The 25939-nt window shown below is 64.5% G+C and carries 19 protein-coding genes; 9 read left to right on the top strand and 10 right to left on the bottom strand.

The window, feature by feature from the left end; genetic code table 11:
• A partial coding sequence (locus CK220_RS29115; protein WP_210201456.1) for a hypothetical protein occupies nucleotides 1-1220 on the bottom strand: 1220 nt, incomplete at its 3' end.
• Between the two features lie 324 nt (nucleotides 1221-1544).
• Here CK220_RS29115 and CK220_RS29110 point away from each other — a divergent pair.
• Nucleotides 1545-2546: a transglutaminase-like cysteine peptidase gene (locus CK220_RS29110; RefSeq protein ID WP_095814826.1), complete on the top strand. Its 1002-nt coding sequence runs from the start codon at nucleotides 1545-1547 to the stop codon at nucleotides 2544-2546.
• A 14-nt stretch (nucleotides 2547-2560) separates the two neighbouring features.
• Here CK220_RS29110 and CK220_RS29105 read toward each other — a convergent pair whose 3' ends face one another.
• From CK220_RS29105 to CK220_RS29090, 4 genes are read right to left on the bottom strand one after another with little or no spacing between them, the layout of a single operon-like run.
• Nucleotides 2561-3202, bottom strand: coding sequence for a ribbon-helix-helix domain-containing protein (locus CK220_RS29105; protein WP_095814821.1), 642 nt, complete (start codon nucleotides 3200-3202; stop codon nucleotides 2561-2563).
• On the bottom strand, nucleotides 3192-4481 hold the full coding sequence (locus tag CK220_RS29100; protein WP_095814820.1) for an HlyD family type I secretion periplasmic adaptor subunit: 1290 nt from the start codon (nucleotides 4479-4481) through the stop codon (nucleotides 3192-3194). Before CK220_RS29100 ends, CK220_RS29105 begins: the two co-directional genes overlap by 11 nt.
• Nucleotides 4482-4496: 15 nt before the next feature.
• The gene (locus CK220_RS29095; protein WP_095814819.1) at nucleotides 4497-6629 is read right to left on the bottom strand and encodes a type I secretion system permease/ATPase; all 2133 of its coding nucleotides are present in this window, start codon (nucleotides 6627-6629) and stop codon (nucleotides 4497-4499) included.
• A gap of 39 nt (nucleotides 6630-6668) precedes the next feature.
• Nucleotides 6669-8117, bottom strand: coding sequence for a TolC family protein (locus CK220_RS29090; protein ID WP_095814818.1), 1449 nt, complete (start codon nucleotides 8115-8117; stop codon nucleotides 6669-6671).
• A 532-nt stretch (nucleotides 8118-8649) separates the two neighbouring features.
• Between CK220_RS29090 and CK220_RS29085 the strand changes: the two genes are divergently transcribed.
• Entirely contained in the window at nucleotides 8650-9990 is a 1341-nt protein-coding gene (locus CK220_RS29085; protein ID WP_095814817.1) for an NAD(P)H-dependent oxidoreductase, read from the top strand.
• On the opposite strand, the gene proC is transcribed toward CK220_RS29085, so the two are convergent.
• The 3 genes from proC to CK220_RS29070 all read right to left on the bottom strand — a co-directional run bounded on the left by proC (nucleotide 9965) and on the right by CK220_RS29070 (nucleotide 13179).
• On the bottom strand, nucleotides 9965-10780 hold the full coding sequence (proC, locus tag CK220_RS29080; protein ID WP_095814816.1) for a pyrroline-5-carboxylate reductase: 816 nt from the start codon (nucleotides 10778-10780) through the stop codon (nucleotides 9965-9967). The two genes, CK220_RS29085 and proC, sit on opposite strands and share 26 nt — an antisense overlap.
• 82 nt (nucleotides 10781-10862) lie before the next feature.
• Nucleotides 10863-12182, bottom strand: a complete 1320-nt coding sequence (locus tag CK220_RS29075) for an O-antigen ligase (RefSeq protein WP_095814815.1) — start codon at nucleotides 12180-12182, stop codon at nucleotides 10863-10865.
• Nucleotides 12151-13179: a glycosyltransferase gene (locus CK220_RS29070; RefSeq protein WP_095814814.1), complete on the bottom strand. Its 1029-nt coding sequence runs from the start codon at nucleotides 13177-13179 to the stop codon at nucleotides 12151-12153. Before CK220_RS29070 ends, CK220_RS29075 begins: the two co-directional genes overlap by 32 nt.
• Nucleotides 13180-13347: 168 nt before the next feature.
• Here CK220_RS29070 and CK220_RS29065 point away from each other — a divergent pair, with 168 nt between their 5' ends.
• Genes CK220_RS29065 through CK220_RS29055 form a run of 3 tightly spaced genes read left to right on the top strand, consistent with a single transcriptional unit; the run spans nucleotide 13348 to nucleotide 16231 of the window.
• A complete protein-coding gene (locus CK220_RS29065; protein ID WP_095814813.1) occupies nucleotides 13348-14520 on the top strand; it encodes a glycosyltransferase family 4 protein in 1173 nt (390 codons plus the stop codon).
• The gene (locus tag CK220_RS29060) at nucleotides 14517-15311 is read left to right on the top strand and encodes a WecB/TagA/CpsF family glycosyltransferase (protein ID WP_095814812.1); all 795 of its coding nucleotides are present in this window, start codon (nucleotides 14517-14519) and stop codon (nucleotides 15309-15311) included. The genes CK220_RS29065 and CK220_RS29060 overlap by 4 nt, the downstream gene beginning before the upstream one ends.
• On the top strand, nucleotides 15308-16231 hold the full coding sequence (locus CK220_RS29055; RefSeq protein WP_095814811.1) for a DUF6492 family protein: 924 nt from the start codon (nucleotides 15308-15310) through the stop codon (nucleotides 16229-16231). Before CK220_RS29060 ends, CK220_RS29055 begins: the two co-directional genes overlap by 4 nt.
• Before the next feature lie 116 nt (nucleotides 16232-16347).
• On the opposite strand, the gene CK220_RS29050 is transcribed toward CK220_RS29055, so the two are convergent.
• On the bottom strand, nucleotides 16348-17643 hold the full coding sequence (locus CK220_RS29050; RefSeq protein WP_095814810.1) for a lipopolysaccharide biosynthesis protein: 1296 nt from the start codon (nucleotides 17641-17643) through the stop codon (nucleotides 16348-16350).
• A gap of 199 nt (nucleotides 17644-17842) precedes the next feature.
• Here CK220_RS29050 and CK220_RS29045 point away from each other — a divergent pair, with 199 nt between their 5' ends.
• The 4 genes from CK220_RS29045 to CK220_RS29030 all read left to right on the top strand — a co-directional run bounded on the left by CK220_RS29045 (nucleotide 17843) and on the right by CK220_RS29030 (nucleotide 24035).
• Nucleotides 17843-20152 carry a GumC family protein gene (locus CK220_RS29045; protein ID WP_095814809.1) on the top strand — a complete coding sequence of 770 codons (2310 nt, stop codon included), beginning with the start codon at nucleotides 17843-17845 and terminating at the stop codon, nucleotides 20150-20152.
• 220 nt (nucleotides 20153-20372) lie between these two features.
• Entirely contained in the window at nucleotides 20373-21272 is a 900-nt protein-coding gene (folD, locus tag CK220_RS29040) for a bifunctional methylenetetrahydrofolate dehydrogenase/methenyltetrahydrofolate cyclohydrolase FolD (RefSeq protein ID WP_095814825.1), read from the top strand.
• A gap of 52 nt (nucleotides 21273-21324) precedes the next feature.
• Nucleotides 21325-22287: a GlxA family transcriptional regulator gene (locus tag CK220_RS29035; protein ID WP_095814808.1), complete on the top strand. Its 963-nt coding sequence runs from the start codon at nucleotides 21325-21327 to the stop codon at nucleotides 22285-22287.
• 86 nt (nucleotides 22288-22373) lie between these two features.
• Nucleotides 22374-24035 (top strand): VWA domain-containing protein, encoded by a 1662-nt coding sequence (locus CK220_RS29030; RefSeq protein WP_095814807.1) that lies wholly within the window; start codon nucleotides 22374-22376, stop codon nucleotides 24033-24035.
• Nucleotides 24036-24102: 67 nt separating this feature from the next.
• Here CK220_RS29030 and edd read toward each other — a convergent pair whose 3' ends face one another.
• The gene (gene edd / locus CK220_RS29025; protein ID WP_095814806.1) at nucleotides 24103-25926 is read right to left on the bottom strand and encodes a phosphogluconate dehydratase; all 1824 of its coding nucleotides are present in this window, start codon (nucleotides 25924-25926) and stop codon (nucleotides 24103-24105) included.
• Between the last annotated feature and the right edge of the window lie 13 nt (nucleotides 25927-25939).

Raw genomic sequence — 25939 nt, 5'->3', positions numbered from 1 at the left:
TCGACATTGCCGGTCACCGTCTGGCCCGACTGCGCGCTGTTGGTGTCGTTATGCGCCGTCGGCACGTCGTCGACGATCTGGACCGACAGCGTGGCCGGAAGAGAGACGTCGCCGTCGGTGTCGGTGACCGTCACCGTCATGTTGTCGAAGATGGAATCCGTGCCTGCGCCGGGATGGGGCTCGCTGTGGACCAGAGTGTAGGTGTAGCTCACCTGGCCGGTGGCGGCATCGTAGCCATTGATGGTCAGCGTGTTGCCGAGCGGCGTGGTGATGTTGATCGGCGTCGACGCGCTGTTGGCAAGCTCAGCGCCGGTAATAACCTGGCCGGCAACGGTTAGCGAGCCGACGCCGTCGGGCGAGTTGATGGTGAAGCTGCCGGTGTTGATCTCGGACTGATCGGTGCCGGGCGCGGGATTCTGCGCCTCGCCCGAGCCTTCCGAGCCCGAGCTTGCCGGCAGGCCCTTCTCATTGACTGTGGTGTCGCCGCCTGAGGCCGATGGCGTGAGGTCGAGGATCGTCGGGGTGGAATCAGGAGCCAGCAGGCTCGGGAACAGCTCGCGATGTTCCGGCTGCCCGAATTGCAAGGCCGTCGGCGGCAAAAGCGCCGTCAGGCCGAAGCCGTCGCCGATCCCGCCCGGAGGCACCGAGAAGTCTCCGCCGGCGCTGCTTGGCGAACCGTTGCCACCGGCCGAGATCGAGCCGTCGGCGCCGAAGGCGACATCGACATGGCTGGCTTCGAGCGCGGCGATCAGCGCGACGCGCGGCACCTCGACATCGCCGATGACGAAGGTCGGTACGTTGAGCGCGCCGTCCTTGATGACGATCTCGGCGCCGTCCGGCTGCACCAGCACCAGATTGTGCCCGTCGACCTTGATGTTGTCGATCGAGACATTGGCCGGAAGCTTCACGACATTGCCGGCCTCGGCATGATATTCATGCGCAACGTTCGAGGCCGCCGTGTTCGTTGCTGGCGCGTTTCCGGCAGGGGCGTTGGCGTCAGCCGCCGGCTTGCCTGCGCTTTGTGCGTTCTGCCCGTTGGCTGCGCCCTGCGTCGCGGCGCCGCTTCCCACATCGACCGGCACAGGTTCGCCTGCCGCGGGCGCCGTCTGGCCGCCGGAGGCCTGGGCGACTTGGACACCCGTCGAAATCGGCTGTTCGCCGACAGTCGCATGCTCGTCCGAGAAATTTGAAACGGCGTCGAATTCGATACTGGTCGTCATAGCTCAAGCCCCCTTCGGCATTTCCCGGCAAGAGACATGCGAGGCTCGAATTTTGCAACACACCCTCAATCTTTTTGATATACTTGGATATGTATGGATTCGCATTTTTTACACTTGGTAAATCGCTACGACATAACGAGATATGTATTCGCAGAGGCGCCGGCGACCCGGCTGGGGAGCACGGCGGCAGCTCGGCAAATTCAAGTATAAATTTGAATAAAATTTGAAACAAAGCAGAATAGATTGATTCGCGGAAATTTATCCACCTTCCTTTCCGATAATTTGAGACAAGATCGGTAGCGTCCACAGTCAAAGGTGGGCGTCATGAAAATACAAAAAGCTGCCTGGTCGGCGTCGAGGGTCAAGGTTCTGCTGCTGGCAATCGGCTTCGCCGCTCTGCCGAATGCGTCGTCCGCCAGCGCGATCTCCGTCGCAAATCCCGCCTCACAAACGGTGCCTGCGCCGGCCGATCTCGGCGGCGTTTCGCTGGCCAGATTACAGCCCTGGCAGCCTGTCGCCGCCTACCGGGTCGGCGGTGCCGCCAGTGCCTATGCGCCGCTTGAAGTCCACCCGGCGGCAGGTTCTGCGAGTGGAGAGACTGCCCCCGGCACCGATGCGATCCAGGTTGACCCGATCCAGGTCGATCCGATCCAGACTGGGGCGATCATTCATGGCGTGTTCGGGTCGGTCGCCTTGTCCATGCGCAACTTCCCCGTCGCCGCGCGCTGGACCCCCGTCTACAAGGCCATCATCGACTGCACGGCCGGAAGTCCCTGCGATCGTGAGAACGCTGCGTTTGGCGAGATCGTCGGCATTGCAGCCAACAAGGGTTTTCGCGACAAGCTGGCCTTCGTCAACAGCAGCATCAACCGGCTGATCGCCTATCGCAAGGACAGCGTCGTCTACGGCAAGCTCGACTATTGGGCCAAGCCCTCGGAGATCCTCGAGCATCGCGCCGGCGATTGCGAGGATTTCGCGATCCTGAAGATGGCGGCGCTGTTGCGCGCCGGGATCCCGGCGCAGAGCATGTCGCTGGTCGTGCTGCAGGATCGCCGCCGGAAATTCTTCCACGCGGTGCTGTCGGTGAGCACGGCAAGCGGCACCTTCATCCTGGACAGCCTCAGCAACATTGTGGCGATGGACAGCGATCTTCCCGATTATGTCCCGCTCTATTCCTTCAGCACCGATCGCGCCTGGATCCACGGCACCAAAGCCGGGGCACAGATCGCCGACATCGCCGGCGGTTTCGCGACAGTCGCGCCCGGCGAAGGTTCTTCGCCCGATGTGACGATCACGTCGGCGGGCTCAGGTTCCGCCGCGAAATAGGCGGCTCGCCTCTTTCAACCGTTGAAGACGAACGCCATCAACAGTTCCGGCTCTGTGACCGGGGCGCGCACGGCGCTGAGCTGGCCCCGGTAGCGGCGCTCGCCGGCGCCGATGACGAAGCCGGTGGTGACGGGTGTCTCGCCATTGGCGTCGAGCCGGGCAAAAACGTCGACGACATTGAGGTCCAGCGCCAGCTTGAGGTCCTGCCTGCCCTCGTCGCCCGGCGCGTTCGGCAGCTGGCGCCTGACCAATTGCTGGAACGGGGCATTGAACGTTAGAATCTTCTTCGACGAAGACAGCGCGAAGGCGGGCGAGGGGCAGGCGACCAGGATCGCGTTGATGGTTCGGATCGAGGCAAGCTTACGCAGTTCCATGCTTTCCGCGGCAAGGCCGCGCATGCATGCGACCCGGATCGCCGATGTGAGATTGCCTTGGTCCGGATGATTTTCGGCGATCTCCTCGACCAGCATGCCGATCGTGCATTTGCGGCTTTCGGCCATCTGCTTCAGCGATGCCCAGAAAGCGCGCTCCAGCCGGATGCCGCGGCGTACGCCGCCACGCGCCACGACGCGGAACTCCGGGCCGAAATCTTCGGCTGCGAGCGGCGGCAGCAGCCGGTCGCGCGGAGTGTCGGGGCGTGCAGCGCTATCGTTCACTCATCGCCTCCTGGCGCGCCTTGTTGATGGGCTTCAAAAGATAGTTGAGGATCGTCTTGCGCCCGGTCTTGATATCGACCGAGCAGATCATGCCGGGGATAATCGAATAAGTCTTGCCGTTCCTTTGCAGCGTGGATTTCTCCGTCGCGACGCGCACTTGATAGTAGGGCTCGCCCGTCTTCTGGTCGACCAGGCTGTCGGCGGTGATGTTGGAGACCTTGCCTTCGATGCCGCCGAAGATCGAGAAGTCGTAGGCCGTGACCTTGATCAGCGCGTCCTGGTCCGGCTGGATGAAAGCGACGTCGCGCGGCGAGACCCGCGCCTCGACCAGCAGCGTCTCCGAGGTCGGCACGATGCCGGCCACGACCGCGCCCGGCTGGACGAAAGCGCCGAGCGTGTTGACATCGAGCGTGTTGACGATGCCGTCGACAGGCGAGCGGATATCGGTCCGCGCCACCTTGTCGGTGGCGCCGCGAATGGTTTCGTCCACCACCGAGAGGTCCGCCAGCGCCTGCGTCAAGTCGCTCAATGCTTCCTGCTGCAATTGCAGGCCGAGCTCGTCGACTTGAAGCTGCGCCTCGGTGATGGCCGCCTTGCCCTTCTTGATCGTCTCTCCGGCAAGGTTGAGCTGCCCGCGGAGATCGGTCTGCTCCCGCTCGACGCGAATCTGTTCGGTCCTGGCCATCAGGCCCTTCTTGACCATCGATTCGACGAGCGCCGTTTCCTGGTCGCTGACGGCGAGGCTCTTGGACAGGCGGTCGGAATTGGCGGTCGCTTCGTCCAGCTCCTTCTCGCGCTGATCGAGACGCGACTTCAGCACCGACAACTTGACTTGGAAGTTGTCCCGGCGCGCAACGAGCAGCTTCTGCTCGTTGTCGCAGATCTCCGGGGCAGTCTTCTGGATGTCGGACGGGCAGGGGAACGCGCCCTCAAGATTGCCGCTCTGCTCGAATTTGAGCCTGGCGATGCGCGCCTGCAACGCCCGCGCCTTGGCCTGCTCCTCACCAAGGCTCGAGGTGTTGCCTGTGTTGTCGAGACGGATGATCAGATCGTTCTTCCTGACGGTCTGGCCGATCTTGACGGCGATTTCCTGGACGACGCCGGCTTCGCTCGCCTGGATGATCTGCGTCTTGGAAGCGGGAATGACCTTGCCGTCGCCGCGCGCGATCTCATCGACCTCGGCAAAGGATGCCCAGGCAGTGAAGGCCACAAACAGCGCCCCTATGATGTAGACGGACGCCGATGCGAAAAGCGGCGGCCGGTCGTCTTTTGCTAACATTCCCCAACGTCCCGGTCAGGCATTCGCTTTTTGCAATGCCTGGATGACTTGTTCCTTTGCTCCGTCAGCGACCACGCGCCCCTGCTCGATGACGATAAGGCGGTCGACCAGCTCCAGCATGCTGTAGCGATGGGTCGACACGATCAGTGTCGTGTTGCGGTCGAACGCCACCTTGAGCTGCCTGATCAACTGCCGTTCCGAGGCAAGGTCCATCGAACCCGACGGCTCGTCCAGAAACACGATTTTCGGCTTGGTCAGCAGCAGGCGTGCGATCGCCACAGCCTGCCTCTGGCCGCCCGACAGATTGGTGCCACGCTCGCCGACATTCATGTCGTAGCCGCGCGGATGGCGAGAGACGAAATCGTCGACGCCCGCGGCCTTCGCCGCATCGATGATCTCCTCGTCGCTCGCTTCCGGAGCGGCCATCAGAAGGTTTTCCTTGATGGTGCCCGAAAACAGATCGCCGGCCTGCGCGACGATACCGACGGCGGCACGAACTTCAGACGGGTGGTACTGGCGGATGTCGATGCCGTCGAGCAGCAGCTCTCCAGACGTCGGCAGGAACAGCCGGCCGATCAGGCGGCCCATCGTGGTCTTGCCGGAGCCGATGCGGCCGATGACGCCGATACGCTCGCCGGGCCGGATTGCGATGTTGAGCCCGTTCAGAACCTCGTTTTCGGTGCCCGGATAGGCGAAGCCGACATTCTTGAACAGCATCGCGCCGCTGCGGATCGGCCGGTTGACGAAGCCGACCGTGTCGGGTCGGTCCTCCGGCTGCGACATGATCGTATTGACGATCCTGAGCGACAGCATGGCCTGCCGGAAGCGGGAGAGCGTGATGGCGATCTGGCCGAGCGGCGCCACCGCGCGGCCCGCCAGCATGACGGTGCCGATGATCGCGCCCGTCGAGACCTGGCCTTCCGAGAAGGCATAGGCGCCGGCAACCACCAGGGCGACGGTCACGAATTGCTGGATGGCGCCGGTGATGTTGCCGGCGGCGGCGGAAAGCTCCTTGATCTTCTCCGAGGTGTTGGCGGCGTTCTTCGAGTGCTCGCCCCATTTGCGCAGCAGATAGGCCTCGGCACGCAGCGACTTGATCGTCTCCAGCGTCGAGATGGACTCGACCAGGAGGGCCTGGCGCTGGGCAGATTCGTTCATCGAGGCGGCGACCCGCTTGCCGATGCGCCTCTGTGTCACCAGACCGACAATGACGGCGATGACGAAGGCGAGCGCGGGTATGATCACCAGCCAGCCGCCAATGGCGTAGATGACCAGCAGGAAGACGAAGACGAAAACCGTGTCGATGAAGACGCTTATGGTATTCGAGGTGAAGAACTCGCGCACGAACTCATATTGTGTGACGCGGTTCGCGTATTCGCCGGTCGATCCCGGCCGCGCCGAAAGTGACGAGTTGAGCACCTTCTCGAACAGCAGATAGGAAATCCTGAGATCCGCCTTGCGCCCGGCATAGTCGATGAGCGAGGCGCGGGCCGTCTTCAGCAACAGGTCGAACAGGATGGCCGCTCCGATCCCGAGCGCCAGCACCCAGAGCGTCGAGATCGCCTTGTTCGGCAGGATGCGGTCGTAGACGTTCATGGTGAAGATCGGCGAGGCGATCGCCAAGAGGTTGATGAAGACCGCCGACAGCACGACTTTCGAGTAGGTGCGCCAGAACGCCCCCATCGTTCCGGTCAGCCAATGGCGTCTTTCGATCCTCGGCGCCGTGCCGACCGTCATCTCCTCGGCGGTGTTGGCATACGTGATCGAGAATGAGGCGCCACCGCTGATGTAGCTCTCGGCAAGCTCCGATTTGCCGATCGTGGTGCGGCCGTTTTCCTGCGGCGCCGTCAGAAATTGCCCGGTTTCCGTTTCGGCGAGCAGCGCAACCGGCAACTGGCTGGCGCGGAAGACGATGGCCGGAAGATCGACCCGGCCGCGCACGAAATCGCGATGGTCGAACGCCTGGACCTCGAGACCGATTCTTTCGGCCAGATGCCTGATGTCGTCCGGCTCGATGCGCGTGTCCGAAATCGGCACTCCGGCAAACAGCACGGTCTCGGCGCTCGGCCGGCCGAGATAGGCTGCAATCGCCGAGAAGCAGGCTTTGAAAGCCTCCTTGGGCGAGACGATATTAGGTTGCTGGTTCACGATCCGCCCCGAAGGACCAGAGATCGATGCTTACATCGGCTACTTCTTCCTGACCGGCGCGAGGATGTCGAAGGGCAGATCGTTCTTCTGCTCCGATGGTGTGCGCGCATAGGTTTCGGTATCGGCTGTGGCCGGCGCGCCGAATTCGGTGCGCGCGTAGGCGGCTGCCTGCTTGGCCGGCTGGATGTTCAGCGTCTTCAGCAACTCCCCGGTCGCGGCCAGCAGCCGGTATTGGGCAAACAGCGACGCGTAGGACGAGGTGTCGGCGAGCGTCGCGGTGTTGAAGCGCGTGTTCTGCGCATCGAGCACATCGAGCAGCGAGCGCTGTCCGACCTTGAACTGCTCGCGGTAGGAGGCAACCAGCCTTTCGTTGGTTGCTGCCTGCAGCCGCAGCGTCTGCGCAAGTTCTGCCTGGCGGAAGCGGCGGTCCCACGATGTGCGGACGGCTTCCTCGATCTCGCGCAGCACCTGATGCAGCGCAAGGCGCTGCTCGCTGGTGCGGCGGATCTGCTCCTGCTCGTTGGCTTTGTCGATGCCGCCCCGATAGAGATTCCAGCGCAGCACGACCCGAGCCTGCAGGTCGCTGGTGTCGCCGTCGTCGCCGTCGATGTCATAGCCGCCCCGGGCGACACCCTCGGCGGTAATCGTGGGGCCGTATTTCGCCCGCGCGGCGTCGACCAGCGACGCGGCGGCATCGATATCGCTGTTGGCCATGTGGACGCGCGGATTGTTCTGTCTGGCAAGCCCGATCGCGTCATCGAGCGAGCGCGGCAGCGCGCCGGCCACATCAGCCGGCCGCGACGGATTGGTCAGCGGCTTGCCGACATTCTTGAAGAAGCGGATCTTGGCCGCCTCCAGTTCCTCGGTCGCCTCCTGCATCCGCGCCTTGGCGGCGTAAAGCCGCTCCTCGGCCTGCTGCCGGTCGGCATCGTTGAGTGCGCCGCCCGCGATGCCTTGCTTGATGTCGCCGAGTATAGACTGATGGAAGGCGAGGTTCTTCTTCGCTTCGGCGACGATCGACGCCTGCAGCATGTATTCGAGATAGTCCTGGACGACGGCAAGCCCTATGAATTCGGACCGTTCCAGCACCCTGAACGAAGCTCCATCGACGCGCGAGGCCTGGCGGTTCAGTTCGGCCCGTCTTGCGCCGCTGTCATAGAGCGTCTGTGAGACGGTGAGGTCCGCTTCGTTTGGATAAAGCGCGTCATGGTCCTCGTCGAGCGCTCGCCGGGAGTCGTTATCCAGACGGCGGACGCCGGTCGACGCTTCGAGATCGACGCTGGGAAGATAGAGCCCTTTCGCCTGGCGCAGCTCGAATTCGATGGCTTCGCGGTTTTCGATCGCCTGTCCAATCTCAGGATTGGATTCGACGGCGACTGCTACAGCTTCCTTAAGCGTGAGTGCGCTGGCGCTTCCGCAAGCCAGCATCGACACCGTCATGGCAAGCGCAAGGCGCCAGCCGACGGTCACTTTACCCGTCCTGGTCATTTCTACCCCGTAACTATCCCCGCGCCTTTTTGTTTTTTTCAGCGCTTATTTCGCCCGAGCCTGCCACCGGAGCTTGCAACGAGTATCTAGCAGATTTTTCGCGGATGTGAGCACTTATTGATTTAGAGCGCTCCAAAAGCACGGATTCCAGCCATTAGTCCCGGCGGATGTAGCAAAAATGGCACAGAAAAGGATTCCCGCGGGGGGCGCCATTCACTTGAAACCGACCGCGAACATTATTTCCTTAAATAAACAGCAAGTCCGCACAAAGGATCGACCGAGGCGTGGCTCACCGATGCCAACTTGGCGGTCAGATCGATGCGGTCAGATCGATTCTCGGCGTGAACTGCGGCACCCGCCCTTTCTGCGGACATGGCCAGGCTGCGAACAGCTGAATGTTGCCGATCGCTGCGGGAAATCTGCGCCGGTTCTGCAAGACGTGCGCACGAAATCGCCATGGGTGGCTAGTTTTGTTGGCAAACGGGGATCGTTCCCTGTATTGCGGGCTGAAGCAAAGCATGGACGTTCTTGTATGACAAATGTCGCCCTGACCGGGCTTGCCCGCGATCTCGCCCGGCGCGCCGCCGACGGCCGCCCCGTGCGCATGGGCGTCATCGGTTCCGGCGAGATGGGCACCGATCTGGTGACGCAGGGCATGCTGATGCCGGGCATTTCGGTTGTTGCCATCTCCACCCGCCGCCCGCACACGGCTCGCGACGCGATCCGCATCGCCTATGGTGACGATGCGCTGGCTGCCGAAGCCGAGACCGCCTCCAAGGTCAGCCAGGCGATAGAAAGCGGCAGGATCGCCATCACCTCGAACGAGATGCTGGTCACCAATCCTTTGATCGACGTCGTCATCGATGCCACCGGCAAACCCGGCGTCGCCGCCGATTTCGACCTGATGGCCATGCAGCATGGCAAGCATCTGGTGATGATGAATGTCGAGGCCGACGTGACCATCGGCTGCTACCTCAAGCAGCAGGCGGATCGGCTCGGCGTCGTCTATTCGGTCGGCGCCGGCGACGAGCCATCGAGCTGCATGGAACTGATCGAGTTCGCCTCGGCGCTCGGTTATACAATCGTCTCGGCCGGCAAGGGCAAGAACAACCCGCTCAACCACGACGCCCTTCCCGACGATTATCGGGAAGAGGCGCTGCGCCGGAACATGAACCCGCGCATGCTGGTTGAATTCGTCGACGGTTCCAAGACCATGGTCGAGATGTGCGCCATCGCCAACGCCACCGGCCTGGTGCCCGATGTTCCGGGCATGCACGGCCCGAAGGCCGACCGCGACCAACTGGCCAAGGTGCTCATCCCGCGCGAGGACGGCGGCATCCTGTCGAAGAAGGGTGTCGTCGACTACACGATCGGCAAAGGCGTGGCGCCAGGCGTCTTCGTCATCGTCGAGGCGACGCATCCCCGCGTCGTTGAGCGCATGGACGATCTGCATGTCGGCCACGGCCCTTATTACAGCTTCTTCAGGCCATACCACCTGACCTCGCTTGAGGTGCCGCTGACCGCCGCCCGCATCATGCTCTACGGCAAACCCGACATGGTGCCGCTGCCTAAACCGGTGGCCGAGGTCTGCGCGGTCGCCAAGCGCGACCTCGCCGCAGGCGAGATCTTCGACGCCATTGGCGAGACCTGTTACCGCTCCTGGACCATGACGGTCGCCGAGGCGCGCGCCAGCCGTGCCGTGCCGGTCGGACTGCTCGAAGGCGGCAAGGTGCTGAAGCCGGTCAGGAAGGGCGAACTCCTGACCGCCGACAACGCCGCGCCCGACAAGACGACCAAGCTATTTGCCCTGCGCCAACTGCAGGACGAGATGCTGTATGGCGTGAGGACTACTTCCCCAGCTCTATCGATCTGAGCCGCGCCGCTTCCACCGCGTCGGTCAAAAGCTGCGTCAGCCGGTCTTCGCCCATCAGCACGGCAAGTGCGGCGGCGGTCGTGCCGTTGGGGCTGGTGACCTGCCGGCGCAGCACGCCCGGCTCCTCATCGCTTTCGGCGGCAAGCGAGGCCGCACCATAGACCGTCTGCAGGGCGAGCAGCTTGGCTGTCTCGGCCGGCAAGCCAGCATTCTCGGCGGCAACCGTCAGCGCCTCGATGAAATGGAAAATATAGGCCGGGCCGGAGCCGGAGACCGCGGTCACCGCGTCCATCAGGCTCTCGTCGTCGATCGTCGTCACGACACCGCTCGCCGAGAGCAACTCGGCGACGAAACGCCTGACGTTGTCGGAGACGAGCGGGTTGGAAAACACCACCATCATGCCCTTGCCGATCGCCGCCGGCGTGTTCGGCATGCAGCGCACGATCGGCGCGAGCTCGCCCAGGATCTCCTCGAAGGTCGCGACCGGCGTGCCTGCGGCGATGCTGACGAAGGTGGTCCTGCCGTCGCCGAAGCGCTTGTAGCTCGCCGTCACATCGCGAATGACCTGCGGCTTCACGGCGATGACGAGGAGATCGGGCATGGCATCGGCGGGAATGGTGGATGCGTCGGCGGCGGCGCCGCAACCAAGATGTTCGGCTCGCCTGCGCAGCTCGGCATTGGGTTCGACCACGAACACCGCCGATGGCTCGAGCTTGCCGGATTTCAGCCAGCCCGAGAGCATCGCGTAACCCATATTGCCGCAACCGGCGAGAACGAGCCTGATGGTCATCGAAACCTCCGCAAAGAGGGCTCTCCTTAGCCGCTTGCGCGGTTGCGGAAAAGTCCAGTCTCGAGGAGATTGACCGCCCAGATCAGTCGGGACGGCGCGCCGGGAGAGGTCGCAGCGACACTTGTCGTAGGCCAAGCACGCTGAGCACGAAGAGCAGCCAGACTGGGTCGGCACGGCGGAAGAAGAAGCTTTCGAGAAATCCGTTCAGTGCCGCGAAGAGCACCACCATCATGAAGAAGTCGCCGAGATAGACGTTCTCCTTGCGCGGTGGGATGCGCATATAGTCGCGCAACGGCGCGATGAGAAAAGTATAGACCGCGACGCAGAGCGCGGGGAGGCCCATCAGCACCGCGATGTCGAGGTAGCCGTCATGACCATGGACGATGGTGCGGATGTCCCAGGGACGGTCGAAAGGCTGGTCCTGGTTGAGCAGCAGCGGCGTGCCCCAGAAGCTTTCATACCCGTAGCCGGTCCAGGGCTTCTTGGCCAGCATCTCGCCGGCAAACTCCCATAGCGTGGTGCGCCCGGTATAGGTGAGATCAGGGAAATAGACCGCCGCCAGATGTTTCACCGGCGGAATGAAGACGATACCCAGCGTCCCGACCGCCGTCGCGACGATCGCCGACAGGAACAGGACCGGCGTGCCGAGCCGCATGCCGATCAGACTGGGCAGCACCACGATCAGGATCGAGAACGGCACCAGTCCGACGGTCGTCTTCGAGCCGGTATGCAGCATGAAGATCATTGCCGCTGAGAAGATGCCGATGCCCCACCAGCGTTGCCCGCGCCGCCAGAGGTAGAGCCCGGCAAAGCTGAAGCAGGCCATCACCGGGCCAGCGATGTTCTTGTGGGTGAAGACGCCGCGCCACAGGCCGGCATGCTCGGGCTCCTGCGAGTCGGCGGTGTGCAGCGCCTCGTGCGGAAAGACGATGAGGCCGATATAAGAGAGGCCGATCACCACGACGGCGGTGAAGATGATGACCCTGGCGAAGGAGTCCGCATCGCGCGGCAGCACCAGGATCGTTGCCATGGTGATGATGCCGATCATGGTGAAGGAAGCGGCGCGCATCGCCGACGGTGGATCGGTCGCAAGGATTACCGACAGGAAGAAGAAGCCCAGCATCAGCGCCCAGGACGGGCTGATGAGGGAACGCACCACGCGCGGATCGGCGAAGGCGAGCAGCGAGAAGATCGAGATGGCGCCGAGCGAGCCGAAGCCGAGCTGGTTGACGATGTCGCCGCCATCGCCGGTGAGCTCCGCCCCGGCAGGTTGGAAGGGCCGGAAGGAGACGATGATGGTGGCAAAGAGCAGCGCGGCGATCGCCGTCGCGACGCCCTGGCGCGTGAAAGCGGCCGTGAGCGGCGCGCGCTCAGTTCTTCTCAGGCTGCCGGTACTGCTCATTGGCATATCCGAATTCGGCAAGCACCCGGCCGAGCGCGACATAGACGGGATAGAGCCCGGTCGCCGGCGATCCCGTGCGCGCCAGCCTTATGGCGCCGCGCAGCGGCGAGGCGGCAAGCAGCGCCAGGCTCTTCAGCAGGACCCTGGCTCCGGCGAAAGGCGTGCCCGCCCGCTTCTTCTTTTCCACCAAGGTGGAGATGACGCCGTTGCGCAGGCTGCGGGCGCGGATCCAGTCGGCTTCGACGCGACGGGCCGGAACCGTTTCCTTGACCCTTGCCTCCGCGCACCAGCCGAGCACGAAACCCTTCTGGGCGGCGCGGCTGAGAAAATCGGAATCGCCGCCGCCCATGAAGTTGAACTTCAGATCGAGGAAGGGCGGCCCCATGGCCGCAAGCACGTTGCGCCCGACCAGCAGATTGCCGGAGGAATAGAGCGCCGGCACGCGGCCCGTTTGCCGGTATGGCGGCGCGAAAACGGGATGGTCGGCCCATTTCGCATGCGCGGGATCGGCAAAAACCGGCACCTGCGGCCCGCCGACAATGTCGGCTCGAATCGTCTCGGCTGCCTTGCACATGCGTTCCAGCCAGTCGGGCTCCGCGATCTCGTCGTCGTCGATCACCAGCAGATGCTTGAAGTTGGGGAAGTGCAGCATCGCCGTCTGCCAGCCGGCATTGTAGGCGCTGCAATTGCCGCGCTCATGCGCGATGATCACCAGGCCCGACATCGCGCCGCGCTCGAACAGCGGCAATGCCGCCCTGGCGCCCTCGCGCGCCTCGGCTTCGTTTTCCATTACGATGACGGCAAAGCGGCGCGCGGTTTTCTGCGCCTGAAGCGATGCCAGCGTTTCCAGGAGCAGCTCAGGCCGCTTGAAGGTCGGCAGCGTGACGACCGCCTCGACGGTTTCGGCGGCAAGCCCCGCAGACCGCCCGGCTGTCGATACCCGCGCGATCGATATCCCCGCAATCGATTCCGAAGCGTCCGATGGCAAAGGGAGCATCCGTGTCCAGCCGTGTGGGTTCGGCCCTCGATAGCAGCCCGATGACAACGTTTCGTTAATCACCTTCAGGCGCAGGCTCCGCAAAACCGAGGCTTTTGGCCTTTGACGGTGTCATTTAATCAAGGCTTCACCGCGCTTTGCTACCGGCTGCACCAATGGATAGGTGAAATGCATCTGCTGTTCGCCACATCGATCGTGCCCGACGGCGCTCTCGCTTCGGGATACGAGATTGCCAACGCCGCGATCATCGATGCGCTGCGGCGTGCTGGCGCGCGCGTGACGGTGATCGGCTTCAGCTGGCCGGGAAAGCCTGCCGTCGATCCGGAAAACACCATTGTCCTCGGCGCGATCGATGTGCGCACCGAAAGCGCCTCGCGACGGCAGAAGCTGGCCTGGGTGGCCAAGGCGATCTTCTCGGGTCTCACCTTTGCCTCCGTCAAGCTGCGCGTCGTTTCCGATGCGGACGTGCGCGCCGCGATCGAGCGCGCCGGTCCGTTCGACGGCTATGTCTTGAATTCCGTGCAATTTGCCGGCGCTTTTGACGGCCTCTTCGGCGACCGCCCTTCGATCTTCGTCGCGCACAATGTCGAGCACCGCTCGGCCGCGGAGAACGCTGCCGCGGCGGGCGGTGCCCTGCAACGCTGGCTGTTTCGCCGCGAGGCCAGGCTGCTCGAGGGCATGGAAGAGCGTCTCTGCCGCACGGCCCGCTTCGTCTTCACGCTGGCCGAGGAGGACCGCGCGGCACTCGGCGTTGCCTCCGGCGATCGCTCGGCCGTGCTGCCGCTGGTGACCCGCGTCGAGGCGCCGACGAAGCAGGATCCGCGCCACATCGACTGCGACGCCGCGCTGATCGGCACCTGGACCTGGCAGCCCAACCGCATCGGCCTCGACTGGTTCTTGACCAAGGTCGTTCCGCATCTTAGGCCGGATTTCCGCATCAGGATCGCCGGCAGCATGCCGTCGGGGATGACGTCGGCGCATCCCGGCGTCCAATTCGTCGGCAGGGTTCCGGACGCCCAGGCCTTCGTGTGCGGCGGCGCAGTCGTTCCGTTGATCAGCACCGCCGGCAGCGGCGTGCAGTTGAAGACCATCGAGACCTTCGAGCTTGGCCTGCCTTCCGTCGCCACCAGCCGTTCGTTGCGCGGCATTGGCCATCGCCCACAAAACTGTGTCGTGACCGACGATCCTGTTGCCTTCGCCGCGGCGCTTGAAGCGGCGGCAGCCGATGTCCGCGATGTCGACGGCAGCGCCTTCCATCGCCGGCAGGTGAGGGCGCTCGATGTCGCGATCGGGCTCGGGCTGGAGAAACTCGGCGCCGTCAGGCGGGGGGTCGCCGCATGAACATGCATGCCGCCCGCTCCGCCTTCGGCTTCGACACGCTGAAGGCGATCCTCGGCATCTCCGTGATCGCCATCCGCTGGGACGAGGCGGTAGCGCTGCTTTCGCGGCTGATCGCCGAGCAGCGCTTCACCAGGGTGAGCTTCCTCAACGCCCACAACGCCAACCTCGCATATGGCGATCCGGTGTTTGCCGAAGCGCTCGACGAGTTTCTTGTGCTGCCGGACGGTGTCGGAGTCGACATCGCCGCAAAGCTGCTCTACGGCGCGCCTTTCCCCGACAATCTCAATGGCACCGATTTCATCCCGGCTTTCCTGCAGGCATCGACGCGGCCGCTGACGGTGGCGTTGCTCGGCGCGACGCGGGTCAATGCCGAGGCAGCATCCGTCAAGCTCTCCGCGCTCGCCGCGCAGCACAAATTCGTGGTCGTCCATGACGGCTATTTTTCGCCCGCCGAGGAGCCCGCCATCGTCGAGCGCATCGCGAAGCTTCGGCCGGATATATTGCTCGTCGCCATGGGTGTGCCGCGCCAGGAATTGTGGATCGCGCGGCATATCGATGCCCGTCATTGCACGCTGCCGATCGCGGTCGGGGCGCTGCTCGATTTCCTGAGCGGCACGGTGCCGCGCGCCCCGATGTGGATGCGCCGCCTCAGGCTCGAATGGCTGTTTCGGCTGTGCATCGAGCCCGGCCGCCTGTGGCGCCGCTACGTGGTCGGCAACCCGCTGTTCCTGTGGCGCGTCTTCAAGCAGAAATTGGCGCACCGGCCGGGGCCGGCGGAGGCGCGCCGTTGAACAGCCGTTTCGTGCCGGATGTCGCCACCAGGATCGAGCCGCTGCCGCGCAAGCCGTCGGCGGCGATCGTGACGGCGAGCTACGCGCCGGATTTCGAGCGCTGCCGACTGCTCTGCGAAACGATGGACCGCCATGTGACCGGCGTCGCGCGGCACTACATCCTCGTCGAGCACCGCGACATGGCGCTGTTTCGCCAGCTCGAGGACAGCCGCCGCACCATCGTCGACGAGCGGGATCTTTTGCCGCGCTGGCTGCGGGCTTTCAAGGATCCGCTTAGCCTGTTTCGCCGCCGCGTCTGGCTGAGCCTCAGGACCCAGCCGCTGCGCGGCTGGCACGTGCAGCAGCTGCGGCGCATCGCCATTGCCGCGCGTGTTGGGGAGGACGTGCTCGTCTTTTGCGATTCCGACGTTGCCTTCCTGAAGCCGTTCGACGCGAGCGCCTTCTGGCGCGACGGCAAGGTGCGACTGTTCCGGCGCGACGGCGTACTGGCCAATGACGGCCATGACGAGCACCGCATCTGGTCGCGCAATGCCGGCTGGGCGCTCGGCATCGATCCGGTGAAAGTCTCACCTCACGACTACATCTCGACGCTGATTGCCTGGCGCCGCGAGACCGTCAACGCGATGTGCGGGCAGATCGAAAAGATGCACGACCGCGACTGGGTCAGCGTCGTCGGTTCGGCCCGCAAATTCTCCGAATGCATCATCTATGGTCGCTATGTCGACGACGTGCTCGAGGGCGCCGGTCACTTCCATGACTCGGCGGGATTTTGCCGCATCCACTGGAAAGGCGAGGCGCTGTCGGACGACGAATTCCGCCGCTTCGTAGGCGCCATGGCGCCCGAGCAGGTCGCGATCGGCATGCAGTCCTTCATCGGCACCGATGTCGGCCGCATCCGCCGCTTGATCGAGCTCGATTAGCCGCGTCGAGATTCAAGTCACGCCGAGTCGAAAACGATGCCGAGAACCGGGCGGAGGGTACTTGAGTACCTGGGCACCGAAAGCGGAGGAAGCCGCTGTTTCCAGGCCGGCATCACCTAGATTGCCTTGGCCGGGCGGCGCATCGCCGAGTAGGTCAGCAGCATCGAGGCGAGGTAGAGCAGCAGGAAGACGATGTTGAGCGACAGCACCAGGTTCGGCGTGTCGGGGATCGTCGTCAGCACATAGGTGAGCAGCACTGCCTTCAAGCCGGCGAGCAGCCCGAGATTGATCGCCCGCACCGCGGTCTGGCCGCGCGCGAACAGAAGCTCGGCCTGGTACTCGACGAGATTGCGCAGGCCCGGCACGCAGACCGCAAGCGCCACCAGCGGCGCGGCCTCGGCGACATTCTTGCCTAGTGCATTGGGGAAGAAATGCAGCATGATGCCGAGCGACAAGAGCGCCAGCGTCGAGACCAGGAACACGCCGCCCTCGATGCCGCTCTTGACCGCCAGCCGCGAAAGCAGTTCGGGCGTGCGCATCATGCGCTGCACCAGCATCATCGAGAAGGTGCGGATCGGGATTGCGGTGAGATCGACGAGCCGCATGATGATGGCGTAGATGCCGGCAAGATGTGGTCCGCCGATCGACAGCACCAGGAGCTTGTCGAACTCCATCTGCAGATAGAACAAGATCTCGGATCCGGCGACATAGATGGAATCGGCGAGCCGCCTGACATAAAGCTCGGTGCGGAGCCTCAGCCGTTGGCGCGGATAGAAGAAGACGAAGGCGACGATCAGCGAAGCGGCGTTGGCGCCGATGTAGAACCACGACCAGACGCCGATGCTGCGTTGCGCGGCGAGCATGAACAGCACCGCGCCCATCGCGCGGAGCGCCGTCGCCAGGATCGCGAGCACTGCCGCACGGCCGAACTTGCCGAGGCCGTTGTTGACGATCAGCACCACCTCGACGGGCCGCCACAGCAGCGCTTCGGCGAAGACGACCGCGGCGAAGACCGACAGCGGCACCGTGCTGGCGAAGAAGATCAGGTAGACGACATAGGACGCGGCGGCGAGGACCGGCACCGAGATCGTACCGAGCAACAGGAAGCCCGCGGTGAAGGTGCCGATCAGATTGGGGCGGATCGTGGCGGTGCGGTAGAGCGCCGAGATGAAGCCGAAGGCGAGCACGCGCGACAGCATCACGCCTGCTGCCGACGCCGTGGCGAACATGCCGAATTCGGCGATCGATAGCGTGTTGGCCAGAGCCACGAAATAGGCGAGCGAGAACACCAGCCGTCCGCCGGCGCCGCTGATGGCCGAGAAATAGTCGAAAACCAGCTTCCGGCGCGCGGCCACAAAGGAGCCGATCCGCGCGAGCGTCCGCCTTTGCGGTATGTCGCTGGTCTGGGTCATGTCTCCGTCAAAGCTTAAGATGGAAAGCTTAACGTGCCGTTCTGGCGGCGCCCTGATGGCCGTTAAAGGGTTGCAACCGAGGCGAGAAACCGCGGTTCCGGGTTTCAAAAATTAACCTTTTGTTTTCCATGCCTGTTTAGCGTGACTTAACGATTGGCCGACCGCCGCTCCCAAGCCGCCAGAGAGTAAGTTCCAGCACATGGTCGACAGGGAAAACCGTGACGATTGGAGGCGCGAGCGCTCTTTGCTTGCGCTCGGCCAGGCCGTGCGTGGCGAGGACAGCCCGGACCCTTCGCTGGTTTCCATCGGCGACAAGGCTGGCCCGCCATGGCGCGAGGATGCCGCCGCGCGCCACCGCGCTGCGCGCTTCGAGCGCGAAGGGCGGTTGTATCAGCAGCCCGCGAACACGGACGAACTCGGTCAATCCCAGAGCGCCCCGCCTTCGCAAATCATCCAGGCGGAGGAGGACCGGGCCGAGCGGGAAGCGCATCCGCAAATCGGACGCCGCGAAGAAAGCCGTTCCCAAGACTATTCCTCGCCGGCCATGTTCGAACCGCGCCTTGGCGAACCTCGCTACGCAGGCCGGCCGCATGCCGGCAACGATCCCGACGCACAGGAATGGAAGCCGCTGATCGACCCGATGCAGGTCGTTCGCGGCATCACTCGCTCCAAGGCGCTGATCCTCTCGACAACGATCCTGGGCGCAGCGCTCGGCATTGCCGTCGCGCTGTCAACGCCGAAGAAATATGAGGCCACCACCGAGGTCATTGTCGACCCGCGTGAGCTCAAGCTCACGGATCGCGACCTGACGCAGAACGTCATCGCCTCGGATGCGACGCTCGCCATCGTCGAGAACCAGGTCCGCATTCTCACTTCGGGAACGGTGCTCAATAAGGTTGTCACGGACCTCAACCTTACCAACGACCCCGAATTCAACGGCCAGGGAAAGGGCGGTCTCGGCCTGATGTCGATGTTCCGCTCGATCCTGTCGCGGCAGGATGCGCAAGGCGGCCCCGCCGGCGAGGCGCGCCGGCGCGCATTGGCGGTCGGCAATCTGGCGGAGAGCCTGGACGTCGAGCGTAGCGGCAAGACCTTCGTCGTCTCGATCACCGCCACGACCCAGAATCCGGACAAGTCGGCCCTGATCGCCAATACGATGCGGACGGCGTTCCAGCAGATCTCCAGCGAACTCCAGTCCAACACGGCGGGCCGCGCCACCGACGAACTCACGGCGCGACTCGACGAGTTGCGCAAAGGTGTCGAGACGGCCGAGCGCAAGGTGGAGGACTTCAGGGCAACGCATGACCTTGTCGACGCGCAGGGTCATCTGATCAGCGACGACCAGATGCTGAAGCTCAACGAGCAGCTCTCCGTCGCCCGTGCCCGCACGCTCGAGCTCAACGCCCGCGCCGCCTCGGCGCGCGCGCTGAACGTCAACGCGGTTCTCAACGGTACCTTGCCGGAAGAGATCAACTCTAACACGATGGGCGAGCTGCGCTCGCAATATGCGGCGCTGAAACAGGAGGCGGACCGGGCCGCAATCAAGTTCGGGCCGCGCCATCCGGAGCTGCAGGCGCTCAACGCCCAGCTTGCCGGCGCCCGCGAGCGCATCGGCGCCGAATTGCAGCGCATCGCGTCCTCGCTGCAGGTCGATCTGAAGCGCTCCGTCCAGCTCGAGCAGGACCTTGCGTCGCGTCTGGCGCAGGCCAAGGTCCATAGCGGCGACGTCAACAACGATCTGGTTTCGCTGCGCGAGCTCGAGCGCGAGGCGGCCGCCAAGCGCTCGGTCTACGAGCAGTTCCTGCTGCGCGCCAAGGAAACCGGCGAGCAGAAGGACATCAACACCGCCAACATCAGCCTGATTTCTGAGGCCTATCCGCCGCTCGAAGCCAAGGGCCCGTCGCGCGCCGTGACCGCGCTGGCCGGCCTGCTGGCCGGCTTGTTCGCCGGCGTCGGCCTTGGTGCATTGCGTGGCGCCTACGCAAGCCTGCGCGAAACGGCAGACAACCGCTCCCGCCGCCGGCCCGAGGAGCGCGCGCCAGCCTTCGAGGACAGGCTCTATCGGGCGGCGCCGCCGAGCCCTCCGCCACCGCCGCCGGTCGGGGCGTTCAATCCGCCGCCTGCCTTTCCCAATGATGCGGGTGGGCCGGGCTTCTTCAGGTCCCTGGCTTCCTCGCTACGCAACTTCATGCTGCGCAGGTCCGACGAGCCGGCCGATGTCGGCTCGGAACGGTCTGCAAGCGGCCGATTCACGCCGGTATCGGACCATGGCTTCGAGACGCCGTCCGCTCAAAGCCGTACCTATTCCTATGGTTCGGAGCTTCCGGAACCCCCCGGGGGTGCGTACGCTTCGTCCGCGCCTTCCCATTCGCAACCGCCGACAGCCGAAGCGCGCCAGCCGCCAGACGATCAGCAGGACCAGATCGACGAGATCAGGACCAGCCTGCGAGAATTCCGCGAGGCGGTGCGCGATCTGACCGAAAGCCGCTCGCGCCGCCGCTATTTCTAAAACACCCCGTCTTCGATAAAAGCGGCCTTCGATAAAAGCAGCCGGTTTCGGGTTTACGGCATCCGACGACGTTTTGACGGGATTGCAACGTCGAATTTTCGTGAAAATGCCGCGCGGCATTTGACCGCTTGCGCGCCGCGTTCGCGTGCCGACTGCTGGGATTGAAGATCATCAGGGCTGCGTGCGAAGCGTGGCCGCGGAACAGTGTTGAAGGTGAATGATGGCCGAAGTGATCGACGGGAAGAGTGTCGCCGAAGACGTGGTATCGAAGGTCAAGGCGCTGACCGCCGAGCTTTCGGCCAAGGGCGCGACCAGGCCCGGTCTGGCGGTGGTGATCGTAGGGGAGGATCCGGCAAGTCAGGTCTATGTCGCCTCGAAGTCGCGCACGGCCAAGGAGTGCGGCTTCCATTCGCTCCAGCACACGCTGCCGGCTGAAACGTCTGAAGAGCAGTTGCTGAAGATCATCGGCGATCTCAACGCCGACCCGTCGATCCACGGCATCCTCGTGCAGCTGCCGCTGCCCGGCCATATCGATGCCGGCAAGGTCATCCAGACGATCGCGCCGGAAAAGGATGTCGACGGCTTCCACTTCATCAATGTCGGCAAGCTCGGCACCGGCGAGCTCGAGTCGGCGTTCGTGCCCTGCACGCCCGCCGGCTCAATGCTGTTGATCCAGCGCGTGCGCGGCAAGGACCTTTCCGGCCTCAACGCCGTCGTCGTCGGCCGCTCCAACATCGTCGGCAAGCCGATGGCCAACCTGCTGCTCGCCGCCAACTGCACGGTCACCATCGCGCATAGCCGCACGAAAGACCTGCCGGCGCTGGCCCGCACCGCCGATATCCTGGTCGCCGCCGTCGGCCGTCCGGAAATGATCAAGGGTGATTGGGTGAAGCCCGGCGCCACCGTTATCGATGTCGGCATCAACCGCATTCCGGCGCCGGAGAAGGGCGAAGGCAAGTCGCGGCTGGTCGGCGACGTCGTCTATGCCGAAGCGGCCGGGGTCGCCGGCGCCATCACGCCGGTCCCCGGCGGCGTCGGACCGATGACCATTGCCATGCTGATGGCCAACACTGTAGCTTCCGCCTACCGCGCGGCCGGATTGAAGCGGCCGTCCTTCTGATCGGAAAGCAGCATCCTTGCCGAATCTCACTGCTCCTGTTGAACGGCCGGTCATGGGCGATCCCGTTCAGGGGGGCCGGCAGTTCGGCTTTCTTCTGGTCGACAAGTTTTCGATGTTTTCGCTGGCGGCGGCGATCGATTGCTTCCGCTCTGCAAACCGCCTGCTAGGCCGCGATTTTTACGGCTGGACGACGATATCGGCGGATGGCGACGCGGTCATGGCTTCCAACGGCCTGCCGCTCAAGATTGACTATTCAGTCGCCGATATGCCGCCGGTCGACATCCTGTTCGTCTCGGTCGGGCTCACCACCGAATTCCCCGGCAAGAGCAAGGTGCTGGCGGCGCTGCGCAGCTGGGGCCGGCGCGGCAACGCGCTCGGCGCGCTCTCGGTCGGCTCCTATCTGCTCGCCGAGGCCGGCCAGCTCGACGGCTACCGCTGCACCATCCACTGGGAAAACCGCGCCGGCTTCATGGAGCGCTTTCCGGACATCAACTGCACCGGCAACGTCTTCGAGATCGACCGCAAGCGCTATACCTGCGCCGGCGGCACCACCTCGATCGACCTGATGCTGGAGATCGTGCGCGGCGATTTCGGCTCCAACCTCGCTAATGGCGTCGCCAATCAGTTCCAGCACGAGCGCATCCGCTCCGCCGGCGACCGCCAGCGCGTCGGGCCGGAGCGCGACCTCACCGGCAAGTCGGAGAAGCTCAGGCGTATCGTCGAGCTGATGGCCGACCATCTCGATGAGCCGCTGTCGGCGGTGCAACTTGCCAAGTCGGCGGGGCTTTCGGTGCGCCAGGTCGAGCGCCTGTTCCTGCGCCATCTCAACGTGACGCCGGGCCGCTACTATATGCGGCTCAGGCTCGAGCGGGCGCGCGAATTGCTGCGCCAGACCAACATGCCGATCCTCGACGTCGCGATCGCCACCGGCTTCACCTCGCACTCCTATTTCGCGCAAAGCTACCGCCTGCAGTTCGGCCGTCCGCCATCGGAAGAGCGTCGAACCACCTATTGAGCGACTTTGCAGGCCGCCGGACTTGTCTCGAAGACCCGCCTCAAATAGCTTCCCCGCGCGGACGGGGGTTCACTCAGGAGAGTTTCATGGCGGGACTGGCACGGAGCGTCGCTGCGGCGATCTTCCTTTTGTCGATGACCACCTTTGGCTTTGCCGCCAACAAGGTCATCATCATCCTCGATGCATCCGGCTCCATGTGGGCCCAGATAGACGGCAAGCCGAAGCTCGAGATCGCGCGCGAATCGCTGCGCACGGTGCTGCAGTCGGTGCCGGGCGACGAGGAGATCGGATTCATGGCCTACGGCCATCGCCAGAAAGGCAGCTGCGCGGACATCGAGCTGATCGTGCCGCCGCAGGCGGGTTCGGCGAGCGCGATCTCGGCGGCCGCCGACAGCATGAAATTCCTCGGCAAGACGCCGCTGACGGCGGCCGTCAAGCAGGCCGCCGAAGCGCTGAGATACACCGAGGACAAGGCCACGGTCGTCCTCATCACCGATGGTCTTGAGACCTGCGGCGGCGATCCGTGCGCGCTCGGCAAGGAGTTGAAGGAGACCGGCGTCGACTTCACCGCCGACGTGGTCGGCTTCGGCCTGACCGCCGACGAAGGCAGGCAGATCGCCTGCCTCGCCGAGAACACCGGCGGAAAATACATCCAGGCCTCCGACGAGAAGGCATTGCAGCAAGCGCTGGTCGAGACCGTCGCGGCGCCCGCGCCCGCGCCAGAGCCTGGTCCGGCCCCGGCGCCAGTGCCTGCACCCGAACCCGCCAAGCCTCAATTCAACTTCACGCCGAGCGTCGTCATGGCTGAAGGCGGCGATCCCATCACCGACGGCAATGCCTGGGAGATCTACAAGGCCAAGTCCGACGGCTCGCGCGGCGATCAGGTCATGACCGAGTATGGCGAGCTCAAGACCAATCTCGAGCCGGGCGATTACATTGTCGTCGGTCGCGCCGACGAGGCAAGGAGCGAGCAGAAGATCAAGATCGAAGCCGGCCAGACCTACAGCCCGTTGTTCACGCTGAACGCCGGAACCTTGGTCATCCACCCGCATGCGAGCCAGGGCTCGGAGATCAGCGGCGAAGCGCGTGTCGACTTCGCCTATCCGGGCGGCAGCACGACCCACTATGGCGACACCAAGGCCACCGTGCCCGCCGGCGAGCAGAAGGTAACGGTGCAGATCGGCGCCGGCACGGTGACCGAAACCATCCAGCTTGCCCCCGGGCAGACGGTCGAGAAGGATATCGTGGTCGGCGTCGGCCATGCCGTGCTCAACGCCTACTACACCGCCGGCGGCGACAAGGCCGGCAACTCCGGCATCGGCTTCGAGATCGTCAAGGCGAAGAAGAAGATCGACGGCTCGCGTGAAAGCGTGGAGCACTCCTACGGTCCGGACAGCAAGTTCTGGCTGCCGCCGGACGACTATGTCGCGCTCACCACGCTCGATCTCGCCGTTGTCGAACAGCCCTTCAGCATCAAGGCCGGCGACAACCAGGATGTGAAGGTGGCTCTCGGCGCCGGCGTGCTGGCAATGTCGGCGCCCGGCGCCTATTCGATCGAGGTGTTCTCGTCAAAGAAGGATATTGAGGGCAAGCGCAAGTCGCTCGGCCTGACCTATGGCGACAGCTGGCAGCAGACGATTCCGGCCGGCGACTATGTCGTCGTGCGCCACATGTCCGACCAGGGCCAGGACAAGGAATTGCCGGTGACCATCAAGGCCGGTGAGCGCAGCGAGATCACCGTTCAGTAGGCGCCGCAGCCAGGCAGACAAAAAGGGCGGCTCCGAGCCGCCCTTTTCCGTGAAGCGCTACGGGCAATCAGGCATTTGCGAACGCTGCGGCGCCGTGGTCGGCGCGGCCGACCAGTTGCCGGAAGCCGGCGAACAGCTCGCGGCCGAAGCCGAACTCGTTGCCGATGAGGTCGGCATCCGCCGTGCGGCGCAGCGCGAACTCCGTTCCCGGCACCATCACCTCCAGCGTGCCGGCATCGGCGTCGAGGCGGATGATGTCGCCGTCATGGATCCTGGCGATCGGCCCGTCCTCGACCGCTTCCGGCGTCACATGGATCGCCGCCGGCACCTTGCCGGAAGCACCCGACATGCGCCCGTCCGTCACCAGCGCAACGCGCTGACCGCGATCCTGCAGGATGCCAAGCACCGTGGTCAGCTTGTGCAGTTCCGGCATGCCGTTGGCCTTCGGCCCCTGGAAGCGGATCACGGCGACGAAGTCGCCGGTCAGCGTCCCCGCCTTGAAGGCTTCGTTCAGGCCCTGCTGGCTGTCGAACACCTTGGCCGGCGCCTCGATGACGCGCCGTTCGGGCTTGACCGCGGAGGTCTTGATCACGGCATGGCCGAGATTGCCCGCAAGCACCTTCAGTCCGCCGGTCGGCTGGAACGCCTTCTTGAACGGCGCCAGCACCTTCTCGTCGCCGCTCTCGAGCGGCGCCGCTTCACGCACGACGCTGCCGTCGGCGCCGAGCTTCGCCTCGACAGCATAGGGCCGCAGCCCTTCGCCCCAGACCGTCTGCACGTCCTCATGCAATATGCCTTCGTCGAGCAGCTCGCGGATCAGGAAGCCGAGCCCGCCGGCTGCGTGGAAATGGTTCACATCGGCGAGTCCGTTCGGGTAGACGCGGGCGAGCAGCGGCACGGCCTCCGACAGGTCGGAAATGTCCTGCCAGGTAAGCGAAATTCCGGCTGTCGCGGCCATGGCGATGAGGTGGATGGTGTGGTTGGTCGACCCGCCGGTCGCGTGCAGGCCGACCACGCCGTTGACGATCGAGCGCTCGTCGATCATGCGCCCGACCGGCGTATAGGCGTTGCCGAGCGCGGTGATCGCCAGCGCGCGCTTCGCCGCCTCCCTGGTCAGCGCGTCGCGCAGCGGCGTGCCCGGATTGACGAAGGAGGCGCCGGGCGTGTGCAGGCCCATGATCTCCATCAGCATCTGATTGGAATTGGCGGTGCCGTAAAAGGTGCAGGTGCCCGGCCCGTGATAGGATTTGGCCTCCGCCTCGAGCAGCTCGGCGCGGCCCGCCTTGCCCTCGGCATAGAGCTGCCGGACCTTGGCCTTCTCGTCGTTCGGCAGCCCCGATGTCATCGGTCCGGCGGGGATGAAGACAGCCGGCAGGTGCCCGAAGGTGAGCGCCGCGATCACCAGCCCTGGCACGATCTTGTCGCAGACGCCGAGGAAGACGGCGGCGTCGAACATGTTGTGCGAAAGGCCGATCGCCGCCGCCATGGCGATCACGTCGCGCGAGAACAGCGACAGTTCCATGCCTGGCTGGCCTTGCGTAACGCCGTCGCACATCGCCGGCACGCCGCCGGCGACCTGGGCGATGCCGCCGGCCTCGCGTGCCGCTTCCTTGATCAGCGCCGGAAACGTCTCGAACGGCTGATGCGCCGAAAGCATGTCGTTGTAGGAGGTGATGATGCCGAGGTTCGGCACGAGATCGCCGCCGAGCGCGATCTTCTCGGAGGGACTGCAGACCGCAAAACCGTGGGCGAGGTTGCCGCAGGAGAGCACCGCGCGGTTGGCGGCGCTTCCCGACGCCTGCGCGATGCGGCCGAGATAGGCTTCGCGGCCGGCTTTCGAGCGTTGGCGGATGCGTTCCGTGATGGCTTCGATGTCGCGTCTGGCTGTCATGGCTGGTCCTTTC

Source organism: Mesorhizobium sp. WSM3860 (assembly GCF_002294995.1).
Taxonomy (GTDB): domain Bacteria; phylum Pseudomonadota; class Alphaproteobacteria; order Rhizobiales; family Rhizobiaceae; genus Mesorhizobium.
Note: the sequence above shows the minus strand (reverse complement) of the source record. Positions and strands in the feature narration are given on the sequence as shown.

Excerpts from the sequence above, each read along its gene's own strand:
- CK220_RS29050 (WP_095814810.1), bottom strand. The coding sequence starts at position 17,643 with ATGACCCAGACCAGCGACATACCGCAAAGGCGGACGCTCGCGCGGATC.
- CK220_RS29060 (WP_095814812.1), top strand. The coding sequence starts at position 14,517 with ATGAACATGCATGCCGCCCGCTCCGCCTTCGGCTTCGACACGCTGAAG.
- folD (WP_095814825.1), top strand. The coding sequence starts at position 20,373 with ATGGCCGAAGTGATCGACGGGAAGAGTGTCGCCGAAGACGTGGTATCG.
- CK220_RS29085 (WP_095814817.1), top strand. The coding sequence starts at position 8,650 with ATGACAAATGTCGCCCTGACCGGGCTTGCCCGCGATCTCGCCCGGCGC.
- edd (WP_095814806.1), bottom strand. The coding sequence starts at position 25,926 with ATGACAGCCAGACGCGACATCGAAGCCATCACGGAACGCATCCGCCAA.
- proC (WP_095814816.1), bottom strand. The coding sequence starts at position 10,780 with ATGACCATCAGGCTCGTTCTCGCCGGTTGCGGCAATATGGGTTACGCG.
- CK220_RS29065 (WP_095814813.1), top strand. The coding sequence starts at position 13,348 with ATGCATCTGCTGTTCGCCACATCGATCGTGCCCGACGGCGCTCTCGCT.
- CK220_RS29070 (WP_095814814.1), bottom strand. The coding sequence starts at position 13,179 with ATGCTCCCTTTGCCATCGGACGCTTCGGAATCGATTGCGGGGATATCG.
- CK220_RS29030 (WP_095814807.1), top strand. The coding sequence starts at position 22,374 with ATGGCGGGACTGGCACGGAGCGTCGCTGCGGCGATCTTCCTTTTGTCG.
- CK220_RS29100 (WP_095814820.1), bottom strand. The coding sequence starts at position 4,481 with ATGTTAGCAAAAGACGACCGGCCGCCGCTTTTCGCATCGGCGTCCGTC.
- CK220_RS29035 (WP_095814808.1), top strand. The coding sequence starts at position 21,325 with ATGGGCGATCCCGTTCAGGGGGGCCGGCAGTTCGGCTTTCTTCTGGTC.
- CK220_RS29075 (WP_095814815.1), bottom strand. The coding sequence starts at position 12,182 with ATGAGCAGTACCGGCAGCCTGAGAAGAACTGAGCGCGCGCCGCTCACG.
- CK220_RS29090 (WP_095814818.1), bottom strand. The coding sequence starts at position 8,117 with ATGACCAGGACGGGTAAAGTGACCGTCGGCTGGCGCCTTGCGCTTGCC.
- CK220_RS29045 (WP_095814809.1), top strand. The coding sequence starts at position 17,843 with ATGGTCGACAGGGAAAACCGTGACGATTGGAGGCGCGAGCGCTCTTTG.
- CK220_RS29110 (WP_095814826.1), top strand. The coding sequence starts at position 1,545 with ATGAAAATACAAAAAGCTGCCTGGTCGGCGTCGAGGGTCAAGGTTCTG.